At 38.6% G+C, this 17,083-nt stretch carries 13 protein-coding genes; 5 read left to right on the top strand and 8 right to left on the bottom strand.

Annotation, left to right across the window (positions count from 1 at the left end; translation table 11 throughout):
• Positions 1-137: 137 nt before the first annotated feature.
• Positions 138-422, top strand: a complete 285-nt coding sequence (locus AW17_RS21520; protein ID WP_029279984.1) for an NAD(P)-dependent oxidoreductase — start codon at positions 138-140, stop codon at positions 420-422.
• Between the two features lie 145 nt (positions 423-567).
• On the opposite strand, the gene AW17_RS21515 is transcribed toward AW17_RS21520, so the two are convergent.
• The 6 genes from AW17_RS21515 to mutL all read right to left on the bottom strand — a co-directional run bounded on the left by AW17_RS21515 (position 568) and on the right by mutL (position 9,352).
• The gene (locus AW17_RS21515; protein WP_029279982.1) at positions 568-3,294 is read right to left on the bottom strand and encodes an alpha-2-macroglobulin family protein; all 2,727 of its coding nucleotides are present in this window, start codon (positions 3,292-3,294) and stop codon (positions 568-570) included.
• A 203-nt stretch (positions 3,295-3,497) separates the two neighbouring features.
• The gene (locus AW17_RS21510) at positions 3,498-4,130 is read right to left on the bottom strand and encodes a nitroreductase family protein (RefSeq protein WP_029279980.1); all 633 of its coding nucleotides are present in this window, start codon (positions 4,128-4,130) and stop codon (positions 3,498-3,500) included.
• A 629-nt stretch (positions 4,131-4,759) separates the two neighbouring features.
• Positions 4,760-5,872 carry an endonuclease/exonuclease/phosphatase family protein gene (locus AW17_RS21500; protein ID WP_029279976.1) on the bottom strand — a complete coding sequence of 371 codons (1,113 nt, stop codon included), beginning with the start codon at positions 5,870-5,872 and terminating at the stop codon, positions 4,760-4,762.
• The gene (locus AW17_RS21495) at positions 5,872-6,726 is read right to left on the bottom strand and encodes a rhomboid family protein (protein ID WP_029279974.1); all 855 of its coding nucleotides are present in this window, start codon (positions 6,724-6,726) and stop codon (positions 5,872-5,874) included. Before AW17_RS21495 ends, AW17_RS21500 begins: the two co-directional genes overlap by 1 nt.
• Complete coding sequence (locus AW17_RS21490; RefSeq protein WP_029279972.1) at positions 6,719-7,438, bottom strand: rhomboid family intramembrane serine protease; 720 nt, start codon at positions 7,436-7,438, stop codon at positions 6,719-6,721. Before AW17_RS21490 ends, AW17_RS21495 begins: the two co-directional genes overlap by 8 nt.
• Positions 7,439-7,516: 78 nt before the next feature.
• Entirely contained in the window at positions 7,517-9,352 is a 1,836-nt protein-coding gene (gene mutL / locus AW17_RS21485) for a DNA mismatch repair endonuclease MutL (protein WP_029279969.1), read from the bottom strand.
• Between the two features lie 691 nt (positions 9,353-10,043).
• Between mutL and AW17_RS21475 the strand changes: the two genes are divergently transcribed.
• The gene (locus AW17_RS21475) at positions 10,044-11,678 is read left to right on the top strand and encodes an amidohydrolase (RefSeq protein WP_029279965.1); all 1,635 of its coding nucleotides are present in this window, start codon (positions 10,044-10,046) and stop codon (positions 11,676-11,678) included.
• A complete protein-coding gene (locus AW17_RS21470) occupies positions 11,665-13,482 on the top strand; it encodes a serine hydrolase domain-containing protein (protein ID WP_029279963.1) in 1,818 nt (605 codons plus the stop codon). Before AW17_RS21475 ends, AW17_RS21470 begins: the two co-directional genes overlap by 14 nt.
• Before the next feature lie 38 nt (positions 13,483-13,520).
• Here the strand turns inward: AW17_RS21470 and AW17_RS21465 are convergent, their stop codons facing one another.
• Both AW17_RS21465 and AW17_RS21460 read right to left on the bottom strand, forming a co-directional pair.
• Entirely contained in the window at positions 13,521-14,393 is an 873-nt protein-coding gene (locus AW17_RS21465) for a DUF6929 family protein (RefSeq protein WP_029279961.1), read from the bottom strand.
• Positions 14,394-14,499: 106 nt separating this feature from the next.
• The gene (locus AW17_RS21460) at positions 14,500-15,462 is read right to left on the bottom strand and encodes an isopenicillin N synthase family dioxygenase (protein ID WP_029279960.1); all 963 of its coding nucleotides are present in this window, start codon (positions 15,460-15,462) and stop codon (positions 14,500-14,502) included.
• Between the two features lie 272 nt (positions 15,463-15,734).
• Between AW17_RS21460 and msrA the strand changes: the two genes are divergently transcribed.
• Entirely contained in the window at positions 15,735-16,334 is a 600-nt protein-coding gene (msrA, locus tag AW17_RS21455) for a peptide-methionine (S)-S-oxide reductase MsrA (RefSeq protein ID WP_029279958.1), read from the top strand.
• Between the two features lie 149 nt (positions 16,335-16,483).
• Positions 16,484-16,834 carry a VOC family protein gene (locus AW17_RS21450; protein ID WP_029279956.1) on the top strand — a complete coding sequence of 117 codons (351 nt, stop codon included), beginning with the start codon at positions 16,484-16,486 and terminating at the stop codon, positions 16,832-16,834.
• The last annotated feature ends 249 nt before the right edge of the window (positions 16,835-17,083 follow it).

The following is a 17,083-nucleotide window of genomic DNA, read 5'->3' as shown; positions in this document are numbered from 1 at the left end:
AATTATATCTTATTTACGCCTAATCCCGCTTTATCGTCCTGCTGAATTTATTTCAGCATCTTTTTAGCGTGAAAGACCCTGAAATAAATTCAGGGTGACGACCGTCTTAACAGAAAACTTGATTAAAACGCCACAAAATGAGATTTAATAATCGAACTCAGGTTAATACAGCCAGAGGTGGTATCCACAATGAAACGGATTTGATCCAGGCGCTGGAAGAAAAGATCATTTGGGGAGCAGGTTTAGATGTAACCAATCCGGAGCCAATGGATAAAGATAATCCTTTGCTATCAATGGAAAGTGTTGCTGTTTTGCCACATATCGGCTCAGCTACCGAAGAAACCAGAGCAGCCATGGCGCAGATTATTGTTAAGAATGTTTTGGCTGGTTTAAAAGGAGAGAAGCTGCCTTTTGAGGTATAAGAGGAGAATGAAAATTTTCTGTTGGGTTAATAGTTAATGGTTTATAGTCTGATGGCCTGATCCCTTAACTACTCAAATCTAAAATGGTTGATAGTCTGTTAGCTATTGGCTATGGACTATCAACCATTGGACTGCCTACACTAATCTATTTTACGGTGTACTTAAACACCGATCTTCCTAAATTTCCGTTAGCATCTATACCCTCGATAATTACTTTATACTGGCCTTTGCCATCTGCATTGTAATATTCGAAAGAGGCATTACCCGTAGCATCGGTTACCACTTTAGGGTTCCAGTAAATGGTAGTTCTTAAATCATTGCGGTTCATGCTTGCAGGAACATCATATTTTGGAGAATAGAACTGTTTTTCTTTGTTGTAACCCTGTGGTGAGAAAGTAAGTTCGTAGTATTTGGGTAGCATATCCATCAGCTGTGCTTTAGATATTTTAGTGCCTTTAGGTGCTTTCTTTTGATTGAATACAATAACCCCATTTACATTGTTTGCCCGGTTTACCAAGCCTAATTCATCTCTTAAAAATACCTCAACTGATTCGATCTGATTGGCATCAAGCGTATTGATCTGGTTTACATCCACGTTCATTCCATTGATAAAGATACCCATCGGGATTTTTTTGCCCTGGTTATAATCTCTGCTCACGTAGAAATTGTTATCTGCAAAAGTAACACCAGCCAACATGCCCTGTAAACAGTTAATCAGTAAACCACAACCTTTTAATTGATCGCCACTCACTTCATGGTCGGCCATTTGGCTAAGTCCGCTTAATGCTGGGTAATCTTTATGGCTTACTTTAGGAACCACGGCCGCTTTAATATTTACGTCTTTTAATGTATGTAAATAAGCATATTGTCTTTTGCTGTTATCCAGGTAACTGGTTAAAGCACTATCTATATTTAAAACCTCTTCAGCAGCACTAAAGTTTCTGGTTAAAGAAGGAACAGGTGCACCATTTAAGCTTAAAGTCATGTTTTTATAATTCATGTTGTACTTAGCCGTAATAGTCACTTTAGATGAATCGTTAAATATCAGGTTTTGGAATTTAAAATTCCCAACAGGATCTGTGGTAGCTTCTAAATTAAAACGTTTGTCGGGAATGGTTAATAACAATGATCCTTTTCTAACTGGGATACCGTTATTCTGTCTTAAAATACCTGAAATTTCGATGCCTTGCTCTGGTAAGAAATCAATTTTAGGTAATTTATTGGCAATAATATCGGTGTATTTGAAACTGCGGTAGCCCTGGGTAAGTAACAATACATCTAAATCTGCGTTTTTCTTCTCATCGGGTGCATTAAAGTAATAATTTGCTTTTTCAATATAACCCTTTACATCGCTGCTTAATAATAGCCCCGTTAATATAGTACTGGTTGCATCCTCGCTTGATGGAACCTTCGACTCATCTACAACAGCAACCGAGAAGCTACCTTCTACAGGGGCGCCGTCTTTTTTAGCCGCTACATTTATTTTAACCTTTTTCTTGATTCCGTAAGTAGTTGCAGCACTGGTTAAAGTTACGGCCATGGTATTTTTATGCTGAACAAAAACCAACCGCTCGCTTAATGGTTTACCAAATTCATTAAATAAGGTAAATTGTGCAATTCCATTTGGGAATTTAGATTTAAGTACGGTCGTATTGTATTCTTTGTTTGATAATGCTGTTTGTGCACCATAGCAGATCACGCCTTTGCTCTGTGCAATTAAATAAAGCTTTTTGCCTTGGTTTTGCTCAAAGAAAGCATCATTTGCTACAATTTTTATGGCCACATTATCGGCGCTGCTATTATCTATATTTATGGCAACACCATTTGCTGCCACTGCAGGCAAATTATAATTTTGAGTAGTGCCATCAGCATAAGTAACTGCCGCTTTGTAGGTTTTTCCAGCTTCAGCCAATAAGTTGAAACTGCCCATTCCTAAATGCTGAGCGGTAAAAGTAGTAACAGTTTTGCCATCGTTATCGGTTACCGTGCCTTTAGCGTTAATGCCCAAACCATCACTTTTAATGGCTTTAAAGGCTACCTTGTTGGTTAAGCCGGCAATTAAACTTCCACCTTCAGGGAAAAATTGAAAATCTTTGCTTACGATAGCGTTTTTAAGTTGAAAGCTACTGCTTGCCACATCTTTATCAGTTGTATTAATGCTGGTAATCAGTTCGCCTTTTTGTAATTGATATTCTGCCTTTTGTGCATTGCTCATGGCTATTGTTAAAAAGCCATTGGCATCAGTTGTGCCCCTTCCTTTGGCAATAACTGTATAACTGGTAACCACTTGCCAGCTTACATTTTTATTGGCATAAGGTTTATTATTGGCATCTTTAAATTGTACGCGCGCATCAATTTTTTCTAACTTATCAGTAGAGGTATTTTTATAAGTGATATGGGTTTTTACTTCCTTGTCAATGGCTTCCCCTACATAAAAAGTCTTGTTAAAATAAGCAGGATCTTCACTATTTAGCATCCACAAAGTATAAGCCCTGATATGGTAGTTGCCTTGTTTATAATTAATCTGATCTAAGGGGAAACTGCCGTAAGCAAAACCACCGGTAATGGGTAGTTTTAAGGTTTGGATAAGCGAATCTTTCTGATTGATCACATCAACATAAATGATCTTACTAATTGCAGATAAGAAATTCTGATTTTCGGTAACATATGCTTTAAACCAAACCGTGTCGGCAACAGCGTAATAGGGCTTATCGAAATGAAGATAAATTTTCTCTGCAGGATAATCACTCAACACCTTATTCGTTTTGGCAATGATGCTGTTTATGCTAATGGTATCGGTTTGTGCCGACGAAGAAAAACTTAGTGCTGATAGAAGTGACAGTATGATAAACGATAATCTAAAAATCTTCATGGATTGGATATTAAATGCTAAGCCCGTAAATATATCCAATTATAAATAGAGCACATAAAATGTGATGATGTTTAACATTTTTTTACATAAATTTCTATGTTAAATCGACTCCAAACGCCAAACTCCCAGCGCCAAACTGACGCTCCTAAAACAAAACAAGCCGCTAAATAGCGGCCCGTTTTAAATATAGTGTTGTTTGCCTGTTATTTAAACTCGATCAAAAATTCTTCTTTAGGTGAACGTACTTTTTTAAGGTTTACCAACCAATCGCCAGCTTCATCCCTGTTTCCTAATGGCAATAGCGTAACACTTTTTAAGCCTTTTTTATTTAAACCTAAAAGTTCATCTAAGGCAGGGCCATTAAAGCCTTCCATTGGCGTAGCATCTACTTTTAACAAAGCTGCTTCTGCAATGGCAATGCCGAAACCGATATAAGCCTGACGGGCAGCATGGTTAAAGTTTTCTTCAGCAGTTCTGGATAGAATCATGCTTTTTAATTGCGTTTTATACGCGTCAGTTCCACTTTCTGGTAAGCCACGTTCAGCGTTCATTCTGCTAAAAACAGCATCAATACCTTCTTCAGTATAGTTCTCGTTGGCTGCGAAAATTAGTAGGTGAGAAGAATCGATAACCTGCGATTGGTTATAAGCAATCGGTGCAATTTTCTCTTTTAACCCCTGGTTGGTTACCGCAATTACTTTAAATGGCTGTAAGCCAGATGATGTTGGTGCCAAGTGTGCTGCAGCAATAATTTTATCAACCTTTTCTTGTTCAACAGGTTGACCGTTCATTTTCTTAACGGCATAACGCCAGTTTAGGGCATCTATTAAGCTCATATTTTTTGAAGTTTTTTTTTAAATTTTATAGAGCAAATATGGAGATAAGGAACAAGCCTATTGTTGATGTATGGTAAGAAAAATTTTTGTTTGGGCTCCGTTGGTTGAAGCCAGCGGGAAAGAGGGGGCTTAGCCGTTGACTTCAGTCAACGGAATAAGATGCGAAATAAAGAAACAGGATTATCCTATCGGTTGGTGTCTCACCGGCCGAAATGGAATAAATTCAGAATGACGAATTATGAAAGAGCTTTATTAAAATTAGAAAATGAAAGGCTTGTGGTTCTTGGAGGTTTTCGGCCCCGCTTTGCGCTTTATACCGATGAAGGATCGGTATGTTCGCTGCAATCGGGTTTAGGAACAAGGGTTTGTGCGCCCTGCAACCCCAAAAATGAAAAACTGTTTTGGCCACTTAGCCCTGGTTAAAGCGTTACCCTGTAGCAACGAGGCACGAGGAAGCGAAGCGTAAAACGGGAAGAAACTTATTGTTTTGTACAGGCCTTGCGCTCCATAAGGAATGATCAGTTATAAGCAATCACCATGATTCTTGTTTATATCCAAGTCAACGCCAAAGAAGAGTCTTAGTTTTGGCCGTTGACTTCAGTCAACGGAATATTAAATCTTAAAAGAAATTAAGGTACAAACCTCAAATCGCTGCGCACCGGAAAGTGATCGGATAACTTGGCCTGGGTAATTTTGTAATTTAATACCTCAAGTTCCTTAGAAGTGGCAATATAATCGATCTGAAAATTAGGGAACTTACCATTATAGGTTTTGCCAAAACCGTTACCCTTTTTAATAAAACTATTGTTTAGTCCGGAGGTAATTTGGGTAACCACATAAGAAGCCGGGGTATCGTTAAAATCGCCAGCAATAAGGTAAGGCGTATTACAGGTTGCCATTTCCTTTTTCATAATATCAACCTGACCGCTACGTTTCAAAAAGGCACTTTTCAGCATTCTTAAAATCCGTTTAGACGGCTGCAGTTCAGTATTCATTTCTTTTACCTTATCTAAGTATTCGTAATCTTGTTTTTCGAAAGAAATAGATTGAAAATGTACATTATAAACCCTCAGCGTTTTTCCTTTAATATTTAAATCGGTGTAGATACTCATGTTACCGGCAAGGCCTTCAACAAAAGGAATTTTACCAGAATCCTTAATTGGGAATTTAGAAAATATGGCTAAGCCCGTGGCTTCGTAATCGTTTTTATTGGTGGGTACGAAGTAGTAGTATTTTGTATTTAGTAATGCCTTCAAGCTATCAACCGTATCAAAAGCGCCTTTGTAACGGGTAAAAAACTCCTGGAAACAGATGATATCAGGATTTTGATCTTTCACCACCTGAAGCATTTTTTCTTTTACCGATTCGGTATTGTCTTCGCCGTATAGTTTAAAGCTGTGTACATTGTAGGTCATCATCCTGATGCTGTTTTCGGCCTTTTCGGCGCCACCTTCGTCGCCTCCAATAGCAAAGGTGGCCTTTAACGTTTTAGCTCCAAGCGCAATAATAAGGATTGTAGCAATTGCGAAAACCCATTTTTTGCTTAAAAGCCACCAAACCAGAAAGATAATGTTAGCGAATAAAACGAATGGATAGGCCAGTCCGAAGAAAGCAATAATGGTATGTGCTCTTGGGTCCAAATTACCCGCTAGAACACCCAAAAGCATCGCAATTGCCAATGCAACAGCAATGGGCAAAAGGAGTTTATCCAAAAAACTATATTTCTTCTTTTTTGTGGCCATTAATCTTTACTTGCCTTAAATAGTTTTTCTTTTTCTACTGCTGTTAATTTATCGTATCCTGAGGTTGATATTTTATCTAAAATGGCATCTATTTCCTGCTGGGAAACGCCGCCTTTAAATTCGGGTTTTTTAACCGGTTTTTCATTCCGAACTACTTTTAGTTTCGGTTTGCGTTCAAACAGCTTGCTCCAATCCCTTCCGCTCTGCAAACTTTTAATGAAGGTGAAGCCTAACAACGCGCCACCAATGTGGGCTAAGCTTCCACCTGCATTTACTGAGCCGATGGCAATAAAATCGAGAATGAAATAGATAATGGCAATCCATTTAATTTTAACTTCACCGAAGAAAAGCAGCATGATGGTATAATTCGGTACCAGCGTTGCAGCAGCGAAAATAATGGCCATTACTGCCGCAGATGCCCCTATAATGGTTACCCCTGCTAATCCACTGGCATAAAGCGGAAATATATTTAGTGCAGCAACAGCAAATAAACCACCAAATAGCCCCCCGGCCAGGTATACAAAGTGGAACTGACGGCTTTTTAGAAAATTCATGAATATGTTGCCGAACCAAAATAAGCCGAGCATGTTAAACAGAATGTGAAGAATCCCATCATGAATAAACATGTAGGTAAATATGGTATAAAATCGCTCAGGCAGTTTTGAAATACTTGCAGGTAAACCTAAATAATCGCTTACAAATAAATCAATAATATCACCTTGGCCACTTAGCTTGCTAATTACCCCAATAACAGCGATAATTAAAAACAGCATCACATTAATCCCAATGTAAAAGAACAATGGATTGCCCGATTGAAAAACCTTGTATTTTAAATCTTTGAAAGTATTATTCATAGAGCGTATAAAATGTATCGTTCTTATCTTTCCATATTTTAACGAGTATAAACCCAATTAAAGCACCACCCAAGTGGGCATAATGGGCAATAGAATCACCTTCAAACTGGGCAACACCCAAAGATAACTCTACTAAAATATAAACTGGTATAATATATTTTGCTTTTACCGGAACAGGAATAAACATAATCATTAACTCGGCGTTTGGATATAACATGCCAAAAGCTACCAATAAACCGAAAATGGCGCCCGATGCACCAACCATACCACCAAAATATATTCCAAATAGTGTTTTAACTTTTGCTGGTGATGCATCTGTTGCATTATATAAGTCACTCAAGCTTAACTTGTTTCCAGCTGTAAAAGTTCCCAAGATTTGATGAACCTCATAAGCTTGTACAGCCCATTGTAAAAAAAATGCACCCAGGCCTGTTACAAAATAAAATACTAAAAATTTTTTAGCTCCCCAACGCTGTTCTAAAATACTTCCAAAAGAATACAATGCAAACATGTTAAAAAAGATGTGTGCTATACCGCCATGCATAAACATGTAACTAATCGGCTGCCATATCTCGAATTTTGGAGAATCAAAATAATATACAGCTAACAGGTCATCAAGGTGAAGGTTTGTCAGCAGGTAAGTGGCTGCAAAAAATAAGATGTTAATAATCAGTAGGTTTTTTACTACCGGTGGAATATATATGTTATTCATTTAATTTTTTCTTGTTTTTAAGCGGCAAAGTTTAATCTTCAATTGTTTACCCTAAACCCTAAACCCTAAACCCTAAACCTACTTCTCAAACTTCTTATCCAGCTCTGCCAAAGTAATGGTTTGGATAATCGGTTTGCCACTCACGCTAAAGTTAGGTGTTTTACAGGCAAAAAGCTCATCAATCAAAGTATTCATTTCTTCCTGACCAAGACTTGTTCCCGCTTTAATGGCACTGTTTTTTGCTAAACTTCTGGCCAGGCTATCGCGTTTGCTTAATTTTAGTTCCTGCTGCGAGTTTTTAAAGCCCTCAATCAACTGTTCAAATAGCTGCGTTTCGTTAATATTGCTGCTGCCCAGATCAACCGGAACGCCTTCTACTACCAACGTATTTTTTCCAAATTCCCGTACATCGAAGCCTAAACTTTTTATATCATCCAGTAAACTTTTGGCCAGTTCAAAATCATTGGCATTTAGTGTAATGGTTTGCGGAAATAAACTCTGCTGCGATGCACCTTTGCGGTCATCCAGATGTACGAGAAAACGCTCGTAAAGGATCCGTTCATGTGCCATTTGTTGATCGATCACCATCAATCCCGACTTAATCTGCGAAACAATATAACGGTTGTGCAATTGCATGTACTGCTTTTGCTTGGTTTCTAAAACCGTTTCGTCAGCGTAAATAGAGGTTTGCTCTACAATTGGCTGCTCTGTAATTTCGTAAAGCGAACCCCAGTTTTTAGCACTCGGTTTGGCTTCATAATTTCTTGGCGATGAAGCGTAACCCGATGTAGAACTGCTATCGATGGCAAATGGATTAAAATCAGGATTGAAATTAATGCTTGGTGGAACAATATCTTCAACCGCTTTATGCGTAATCATATTGCTAAAACCTGTTTCCTGATCGAAATCTAAAGTCGGCGAAATGTTATAACGGCCAATTGAACGTTTTACTGCCGATTTCATGATTGCATAAATGGATTTTTCATCCAGATATTTAATCTCTGTTTTAGTGGGATGAACGTTTACATCAATTTTTGATGGATCGATCTCTATAAACAGTACATACAGCGGATAACTATCGTCTGGTAATAAATCTTCGAAAGCCGAACTTACCGCGTGGTTTAAATACGGATCTTTAATGAAACGGTTATTCACAAAAAAAAACTGTTCGCCCCTGGTTTTCTTTGCAAAAGCAGGTTTGCCGATATAGCCTTTTAAGTTAATAATGGTCGTTTCTTCTTCAACAGGAACCAGGCGTTCGTTATAGTTGTTGCCAAAAAGGTGGACAATACGTTGTTTTAAATTGCCTTTTGGCAGGTTAAAAATCTCGGTGCCATCATGGTGCAGACTAAAAAATACAGCTGGGTGCGCCAATGCTACACGTTGAAATTCATCCAGAATATGGCGCATTTCTACCGGATTACTTTTAAGGAAATTCCTTCTGGCAGGCGTATTGAAAAATAAATTTTTAATCGAAATCTGTGTCCCAGGTGAGGTGGCAACGGGCTCCTGGTTGGTTACCTGTGCACCTTCGATGGAGATACAGGTGCCGATTTCATCCTCATGCCTGCGGGTTTTCATTTCTACCTGCGAAATTGCCGCAATAGAAGCCATGGCCTCGCCACGGAAACCCATGGTACGGATGGCAAATAAATCTTCGGCTTTTTTTACCTTCGAAGTGGCATGGCGTTCGAAACACATTCTGGCGTCGGTAACGCTCATCCCACAGCCGTTATCTATAATCTGAATCAATGCCTTACCGGCATCTTTTACTACCAGTTGAATTTTATCTGCGCCGGCATCTATCGAATTTTCGAGCAATTCCTTTACCGCAGAGGCAGGTCGTTGAACAACTTCTCCGGCAGCAATTTGATTGGCAACAGCATCAGGCAATAAGTGAATAATATCAGTCATGTATTAAGGCAAAGTGAATTTGCTAAATTATGCAAAATAAGCTTAAAGAACCCGATTTGTTTAAAACTCAACATGTAAATGACTGTTGGTAAATAGATTTAATTGCCTGGTAGGTTTGTTTTACGTTGGTTGTCATTCTGAACGCAGTGAAGGACCTGTAAGAAGAATAATTAATTTCCTGCGTTTCCAATTTTTGAGAATTATTTTTTTTTGAAAAGCAGGGTTCTGTGTCAATCTGTTCCGGTAGTCCCGCTGTACACTATATCTTTTTGGCTGCCCTTCGACTCCGCTCAGGGTGACAGCCAAAAAGTATACCGCTTCCATCGGGTTTATTTTACAACGGGCTGTCCATCCAAACATAGTGAAGAAATAAACATCCATTTTTACGAAGAGCCGTCCTCCTAAACTCGTTTCAGGATCTATTAACGGTAAGGAAAGTTGTTATTTATAAGGTGGTCTGTGGAGACACAGACCTCGGCATAGAGTTTATTTTCAGTGGATTGTCATTCTGAACGCAGTGAAGAATCTTTTGCCAATGAAATACGGTCCGGGTTACTCGCTGAAATTAAGTAGTAAAATTTAACAGGTGTGCTGATCGGTTACAGATGCTTCGTGCCTTAGCATGACAATCGTCCTTTCTGTAAAACCGAATTTACAAAGGCAATGATTTCAATTTTCTATCTTTATCGATATGAAATCCATTTTATACAGCCTTTTTCTAGCTATACTTTTCTCTTCTTGTGCCAGGAAAGAAGAAGCTGATGTAGTTGTTTATAATGCTAAGGTTTATACCGTAAACAACAAGTTCGAAACAGTTGAGGCCTTCGCAGTGAAGAATGGTAAGATTCTGGAACTTGGCAAAAGTGATGATATCAAATCAAAATACGCTGGCAAAGAAGAAATTAATGCCGAAGGCAAATCCGTTTATCCAGGTTTTATCGATGCACATGCTCATTTTTATGGCTATGGCCAAAGTCTGCAAACAGCCGATTTACGGGAAACAAAATCGTGGGATGAAGTACTTGCCCGCTTAAGCAATTTTGCTAAAACGCACCCCGATGGTTGGCTAATCGGTAATGGCTGGGACCAAAACGATTGGGGCAATAAAGCTTTCCCTACTAATGAAAAGTTAACCTCACTTTTTCCAAATCGCCAGGTACTTTTAAACCGCATTGATGGCCATGCGGCCATTGCTAACCAAAAAGCTTTAGATGATGCAGGAATTAAAGGCGAGCAGAAATTGGTAGGTGGCGATATGCTTACCCAAAACGGAAAGTTAACTGGTGTTTTAATCGATAATGCCGTAGCTTTAGTAGAGCGTAAAATCCCATCACCAGATGCTAAACTGGCTGAAAAAATATTTATCGATGCACAGAAAAACTGTTTCGCGGCAGGCTTAACCACCATTGATGATTGTGGCTTAAGTTATCTGGCTGTCGAATTCATCGAAAAACTGCAGAAAGAAAACAAGCTTAAAATGAGGCTTTATGTAATGCTTTCGGATGAAGCCGATAATTATAAATACCTGTTTAGCCGCGGACCGATTAAAACCGATAGATTGAATGTTCGGGCCTTTAAAGTGTATGCAGATGGTGCTTTAGGTTCGCGTGGGGCCTGCCTGCTGCACCCATATAGCGATATGCCAAATAAAACAGGTTTTCTATTGAGCGATCAAAAACACTTTGAAGAAGTGGCCAAACAGATCGCAGCCAATCATTTCCAGATGTGTACCCACGCCATTGGCGATTCGGCCAATAGGGTAATCCTGAATATTTACAATAAAATTTTAAAAGGTAAAAACGATCAGCGCTGGCGGATTGAGCATGCTCAGGTAGTGAATGCCAGTGATTTCGATCTATTCGGAAAGGCCAGCATTGTTCCATCCGTTCAGCCTACACATGCCACTTCCGATATGTATTGGGCCGGACAGCGTTTAGGTGCTGAAAGGTTAAAAAATGCCTATGCTTACAAACAATTGTTAAAGCAGAACGGTTGGATTCCTTTGGGTACTGATTTTCCGGTCGAAAACATTAATCCATTATTAACGTTTTATGCTGCAACAGTGAGAGAAGATGCAAAAGGTTTTCCGAAAGGGGGCTTCCAAATGGAAAATGCCTTAACACCTGAAGAAGCTTTACGCGGAATGACCATATGGGCTGCAAAAGCCAATTTTGAAGAATACGAAAAGGGTAGTTTGGAGAAAGGTAAATTGGCCGATTTTGTTATGCTCGATCACGATATTTTGAAATCAACACCACAAAACATATTAAAAACCAAAGTTTTAAAAACCTACCTGAACGGAGAAAAAGTATATGAAGCGAAATAGATTGTGTATCCTGGTTGTAGCATTTTGCTGCAATATTTTATGTTTAATGGCCTGCGCACAGGAGCATACAGCGAATGAGAAAAAACTGGCAATTGCCAATGCGATAGCTAATACAACCGTGTTGTTAAACAATCAGGATGGGATTATTCCCTTAAAATCACTAGAGAAAAAGAATATTGCTTCAGTTAGTCTGAGTTTTGCTTACAGTACCGTTTTTGATAGTTTGGCGAATAAATATGATAAAATTACTTCATTTTCTGCCGATTCTTATAAAGACAGCGTGAATTTGAACGATTTAGAAGATGACCTTAAATATTTTAATACCATTTTAATTTCAATTGATGATCAGAATGTAAACAAGTCAAAGTACATCAATTTCATCAACAGTATCAGCAAAAATAAAAAGGTCATTATTTCTTTTTTTGGTAGTGGGCCAGGTTTAAAATCATTTGATCTGTTAAAATCGCCGATTGTATGGACCGCTCAAAACAATATTGATGCTGCTGCTATTGTACCACAATATATTTTTGGTGGTATTGCCGCTTCAAATAAGTTAACTACTGCTTATTCCGCACGTTATACCATGGGTTCTGGTTTTACTACAACGGCCACGCGCTTAAAGTACACCGTACCCGAAGATGCAGGTTTAAATTCGAACAATTTAAAAGAAATTGATGCCATTGCTGCTGAGGCCATAGCGCAGAAAGCAACGCCAGGATTGGTGGTTTTGGTGGCTAAAGATGGTAAGGTGATCTTTAACAAAGCCTATGGAACGCATACTTATGACACCAATGTGCCTGATAAAGTAACCGATATTTTCGATCTGGCTTCGGTAACCAAGGTAACGGCAACCACTCCGGCTGTAATGCGTTTGTTTGAAGAAGGAAAACTGAAACTGGATACCAATATTGGCGCCTACATTCCTAAGGCACGTACTACACCCATGAACAATATTCAGGTGCGTGAAGTCATGTTGCACCAGGCAGGTTTTATCCCTTACATTCCTTTTCATGATTATGTGAAAACAGGCGATTATAGCAGAGATTCATCTGTAGCCTATCCAACCAAAGTAGCCGATAACTATTATATCAAAAAAGGCTTTTTCAAAGATTTTATGTGGCCTAAAATGCTCAATTCGCCAATAAAAACACGCGGGAAATATGTGTACAGCGATATCAGCATGTATGTAATGAAAGATATTGTAGAGCACATCAGCGAAGAACCCTTAAACCAATATACTTACGAAAACTTTTACAAGCCATTAGGTATGCAAACAGCAGGTTTCTTGCCGCGCAACCGCTTTAAACCAGAACAGATTATTCCAACAGAAATGGATAGCTATTTCAGGAAAACCCTTTTAGTTGGCTACGTTCACGATCAGGGAGCAGCTTTGGCTGGTGGTGTTTCTGGTCACGCAGGTTTGTTCGCCAGCGCCAACGATTTGGCCATTATTTACCAGATGCTTTTAAACCGTGGTACTTATGGCGGGGTAGAATATTTCAAGAATTCGACAGTAGATATATTTACTTCGAAACAATCGAATGTTAGTCGCAGAGGCTTGGGTTTCGATCGTTGGGATCCAGATACGACTAAACATTATCCGTCTGAACTGGCTTCGCCACAAACTTATGGCCATACCGGTTATACCGGAACTTGTGTTTGGGTAGATCCATCGCGCGGTTTGGTGTATGTGTTTTTGTCTAACCGTGTTAATCCTACCGTTACGGATAAGCTATCGAACTTAAAAATTAGAGGAAGGATTCAGGATGTGGTAAATAAAGCCATAGACGAATCGAAGAAGTAAATCTTGGCCTGCATCATTCAGAGTTGTCAACGTTCTAGCTAAATGGCTATTAAAGTTGACAACTCTTCCTGAAAATTAATTGCCAACTTATAAATTACCGTTTTAAGTTCTTCGCTATCACGATCTTCACACAATAAAAAAGTTGTACTATGCTCGTTTTGGCTCAATAAAGTAATGCCTTCAAATTTATGTTTACCCAAAATTTTATTGCTGAAGTTTAGCTTTAAAGTCTGTAAGTTGATGCTGCCAACAAAACTGCCAAGAATTTCGCCATCGGCATAAGTAGACTTGGTATCTTCTGCAGTAGCAATAAAAAATATTTCATTGTTAACCAGCGCCGCATCAGTAAACGATGATTCTATGTGATTAATATTTGGAAGTTTAAAACTGTTGAATTTAATCCGAACGGCTTTGGTCAGATCAGCTCCTTCAATTTTAAATATACCGTTCTTTGAATCGATCCCATTGCCACGATTAAAAAGTAGCCATTCATTACCTGTAAAAATTGCCCCTTCGAGGTTAAAATTCTGATCGTCTATTTTGGCAATAGCTTTAAGCTTGGTATAGGTATCGGTTAGGTCTTTTTGAACAACTTTTTGTGTTTTCAGATCAAACTCAATCATGAGGTTTCTCTTTGATGTAGAACCAGAGCCTAAAATGTATAACTTATCGCTATGCTGACCAAGGATTTCGAAATCGGGTTTTAATGGTTTAGGAATGTTTTCTAGCTGATTTAGTCCCGCTTCAAATAATATCTGAATCTTGCGAAACTGCTTGGTTTTGATGTTGTATTCATTTAAATAAGCACTGTTGTCGCCAATGATATAAAGGAAATCTTCGTGAAGGAATAGACCCGAAGCAGAACCAATGCCATCAATCTCGGCAAAAATTGCTAAAGTTGTTGAATGCATACTTGAAAATAACAAAAAAAGCACCGGTTTTGGCCGGTGCTTATATTTTTTCGAATAAGATTGCCACGTCTCGATGAAAAATCGAGTCTCGCAATGACGATCTTTTTTATTTTTTCAATCCAATTTCTCTTAATCTTTCATCCAAATATTCGCCTGCAGTCATATCGCTATAAGCTTTAGGATGCTCAGCATCAATGGTTGATGGTAAACTGGTTAGATCCATGTCGCTGCGTGGATGTAAGAAAAAAGGAACAGAGAAACGAGAGGTTTTCATCAGTTCACGAGGTGGGTTTACCACTCTATGTGTAGTCGATTTTAATTTATTGTTGGTTAAACGCTGTAACATATCGCCCACATTCACCACGATATCAGTGTGATGTGCTTTAATTGGCAACCATTCATTGCTGCGGGTTAAAACTTCTAAACCGTCTGCACTGGCACCAATTAATAAGGTAATCAAATTGATGTCTTCATGCGCACCTGCACGTACCGCATCGTCAGGAATGGTTTCAGGATTTTCGATCGGGAAGTAGTGGATACCCCTCAAAATAGAATTTCCGTTATGAACATGTTTGTCGAAATAATTGATCGGTAATTCCAGGTAAGTAGCAATGGCACGTAATAAATGTGTCCCGTTTTCTTCCAGTTTTTTATAAATTTCGCCTGTTACTTTGTTAAATTCCGGTAATTCTTCTAAAACTTCATTATCGGGATATTCATTTTTAACAGGATCACCATCAGTTACTTCCTGACCAATCTGCCAGAATTCTTTCAAATCTGGAGTTTTAGCCCCTTTAGCTGTTTCTTTGCCTGCACTGGTGTAACCACGTTGACCAGCCAATTCTGGTTTCTCGTATTTCCTTTTGGTTTCAACGGGAAGCGAAAAAGCAGCTTTAATATTTTCATAAAGCTTGTCGATTAATTCCTGGCTTAAACCATGGTTGGTAATGGTAACAAAACCCGAATCGTTAAAAGCCCTGCCCAATTCATCAGAAAACTTTTTACGGTCTTCCGCAGAACCATTGATGTAAGAGCCTAAATCTAAACAAGGAATGTATGGTGTAGACATAATTTTATATTTAATGTTTACGAATTTAAAAAAGAATTGTTAATAAGTGCGTTTCGGTTGTGTATTAAGTGTTTAATAAATTAATATACAGTTTTTTAAGTTATTAACAAAATCAGAAAAACAATGTGGTAATCGATTGTCACACTAAACCCATTATAATTAAAACGCAAACTACAGCTTATTTAATTTCGTATAATTAATTAGAAAATAACTTGATGAACTGTAAGGTAAATTGGTTATTTGCGACTAATAAAATAAAACACACACTCACAATGAAAAAGATAATTTTAATTCTTTTATCGGTATTGGCCTTAAATCAGGCAAATGCACAAGGAAAAAAAACAGAGAAAGCCACATTCGGAATGGGCTGTTTTTGGTGTACTGAAGCCATTTTTCAACGTTTAAAAGGCGTGGTATCGGTTAAATCTGGTTATGAAGGTGGTACTTTGACCAATCCAACTTACGAAGAAGTATGTACCGGTGCTACCGGGCATGCCGAGGTTTTAGAGATTACCTATAACCCAATGGTGATTTCTTACGATGACTTATTGGAAGTTTTTTGGAAAAGCCACGATCCTACAACATTAAACCGTCAGGGCGCCGATAGCGGTACCCAATATCGTTCAGTTGTTTTTTATCACACGGCTGAGCAAAAAGCTTTGGCAGAAAAATATAAGGCAGAGCTGAATAAAACCAATGCTTATGGCAAAAAAGTGGTAACCGCTATAGAAGCGGCCAAACCATTTTATATTGCAGAAAATTATCACCAGAATTATTTCAACAAAAATGGAAGTGAACCTTATTGCAGATTGGTGATCCAGCCCAAAATAGAGAAACTGGAAAAAATATTTAAAGCGAAGCTTAAAAACTAATAGTGGAGATTGTATCATAAAGTTTATTTAGATTAGAATCTGTCACGTTGAGCCTGTCGAAACGCTTACAATATTTTAAGCAGATCCTTCGAGAGGCTCTCCACAGGAGTCCTTTGGACAGGATGACAATGCTATATAGACAGTTTCCTATGGTAAAAAGAATAGTGCTTAATATTGACACCCAAAAAATTGCTGATGCAGCCAGTTTTTATAAAGATATTTTGGGGCTTGATCTACTAATGGATCATGGTTGGATTGCAACTTATGGTGCGGCAGGACAAAAAATGGATGTACAGATCAGTTTTGCTTCCGAAGGTGGATCGGGTACCCCAACACCGGATCTATCCATCGAAGTTGAAAACGTTGATGAAATATTGGAAAAGGTTAAGACAGCCGGATTTCCGATCGAATATGGCCCGGCTGATGAACCATGGGGCGTGAGGCGGTTTTACACCAGAGATCCTTTTGGTAAGTTGGTTAATATTTTAAGTCATATTTAGGGCTAATTTTTGACGAAATATTAGCGTTACGATGACAGATTTAGGTGGGGCGTCATTTCGACCGCAGTGTTCCAAAGAAACTCCTTCGGAGGGGAAATCTTTGAGCTATGTTAAAAGATCTCTCTCCCGATTGGTCCTACCGTGTGGACACATCTTTTGGTTTTTATTCGTTTTGCTAACCAACTCTAATAAAACACAGGTTTAACCGAAGAGCACCGTCAATCCCAAGGGCCGGAGAAATCAAAAAAA

The sequence above is a fragment of the Pedobacter borealis DSM 19626 genome (assembly GCF_000708285.2).
Classification (GTDB): Bacteria; Bacteroidota; Bacteroidia; order Sphingobacteriales; family Sphingobacteriaceae; genus Pedobacter; species Pedobacter borealis.
The sequence above is the reverse complement of the archived record's forward strand: the minus strand, read 5'-3'. Positions and strand labels throughout refer to the sequence as shown.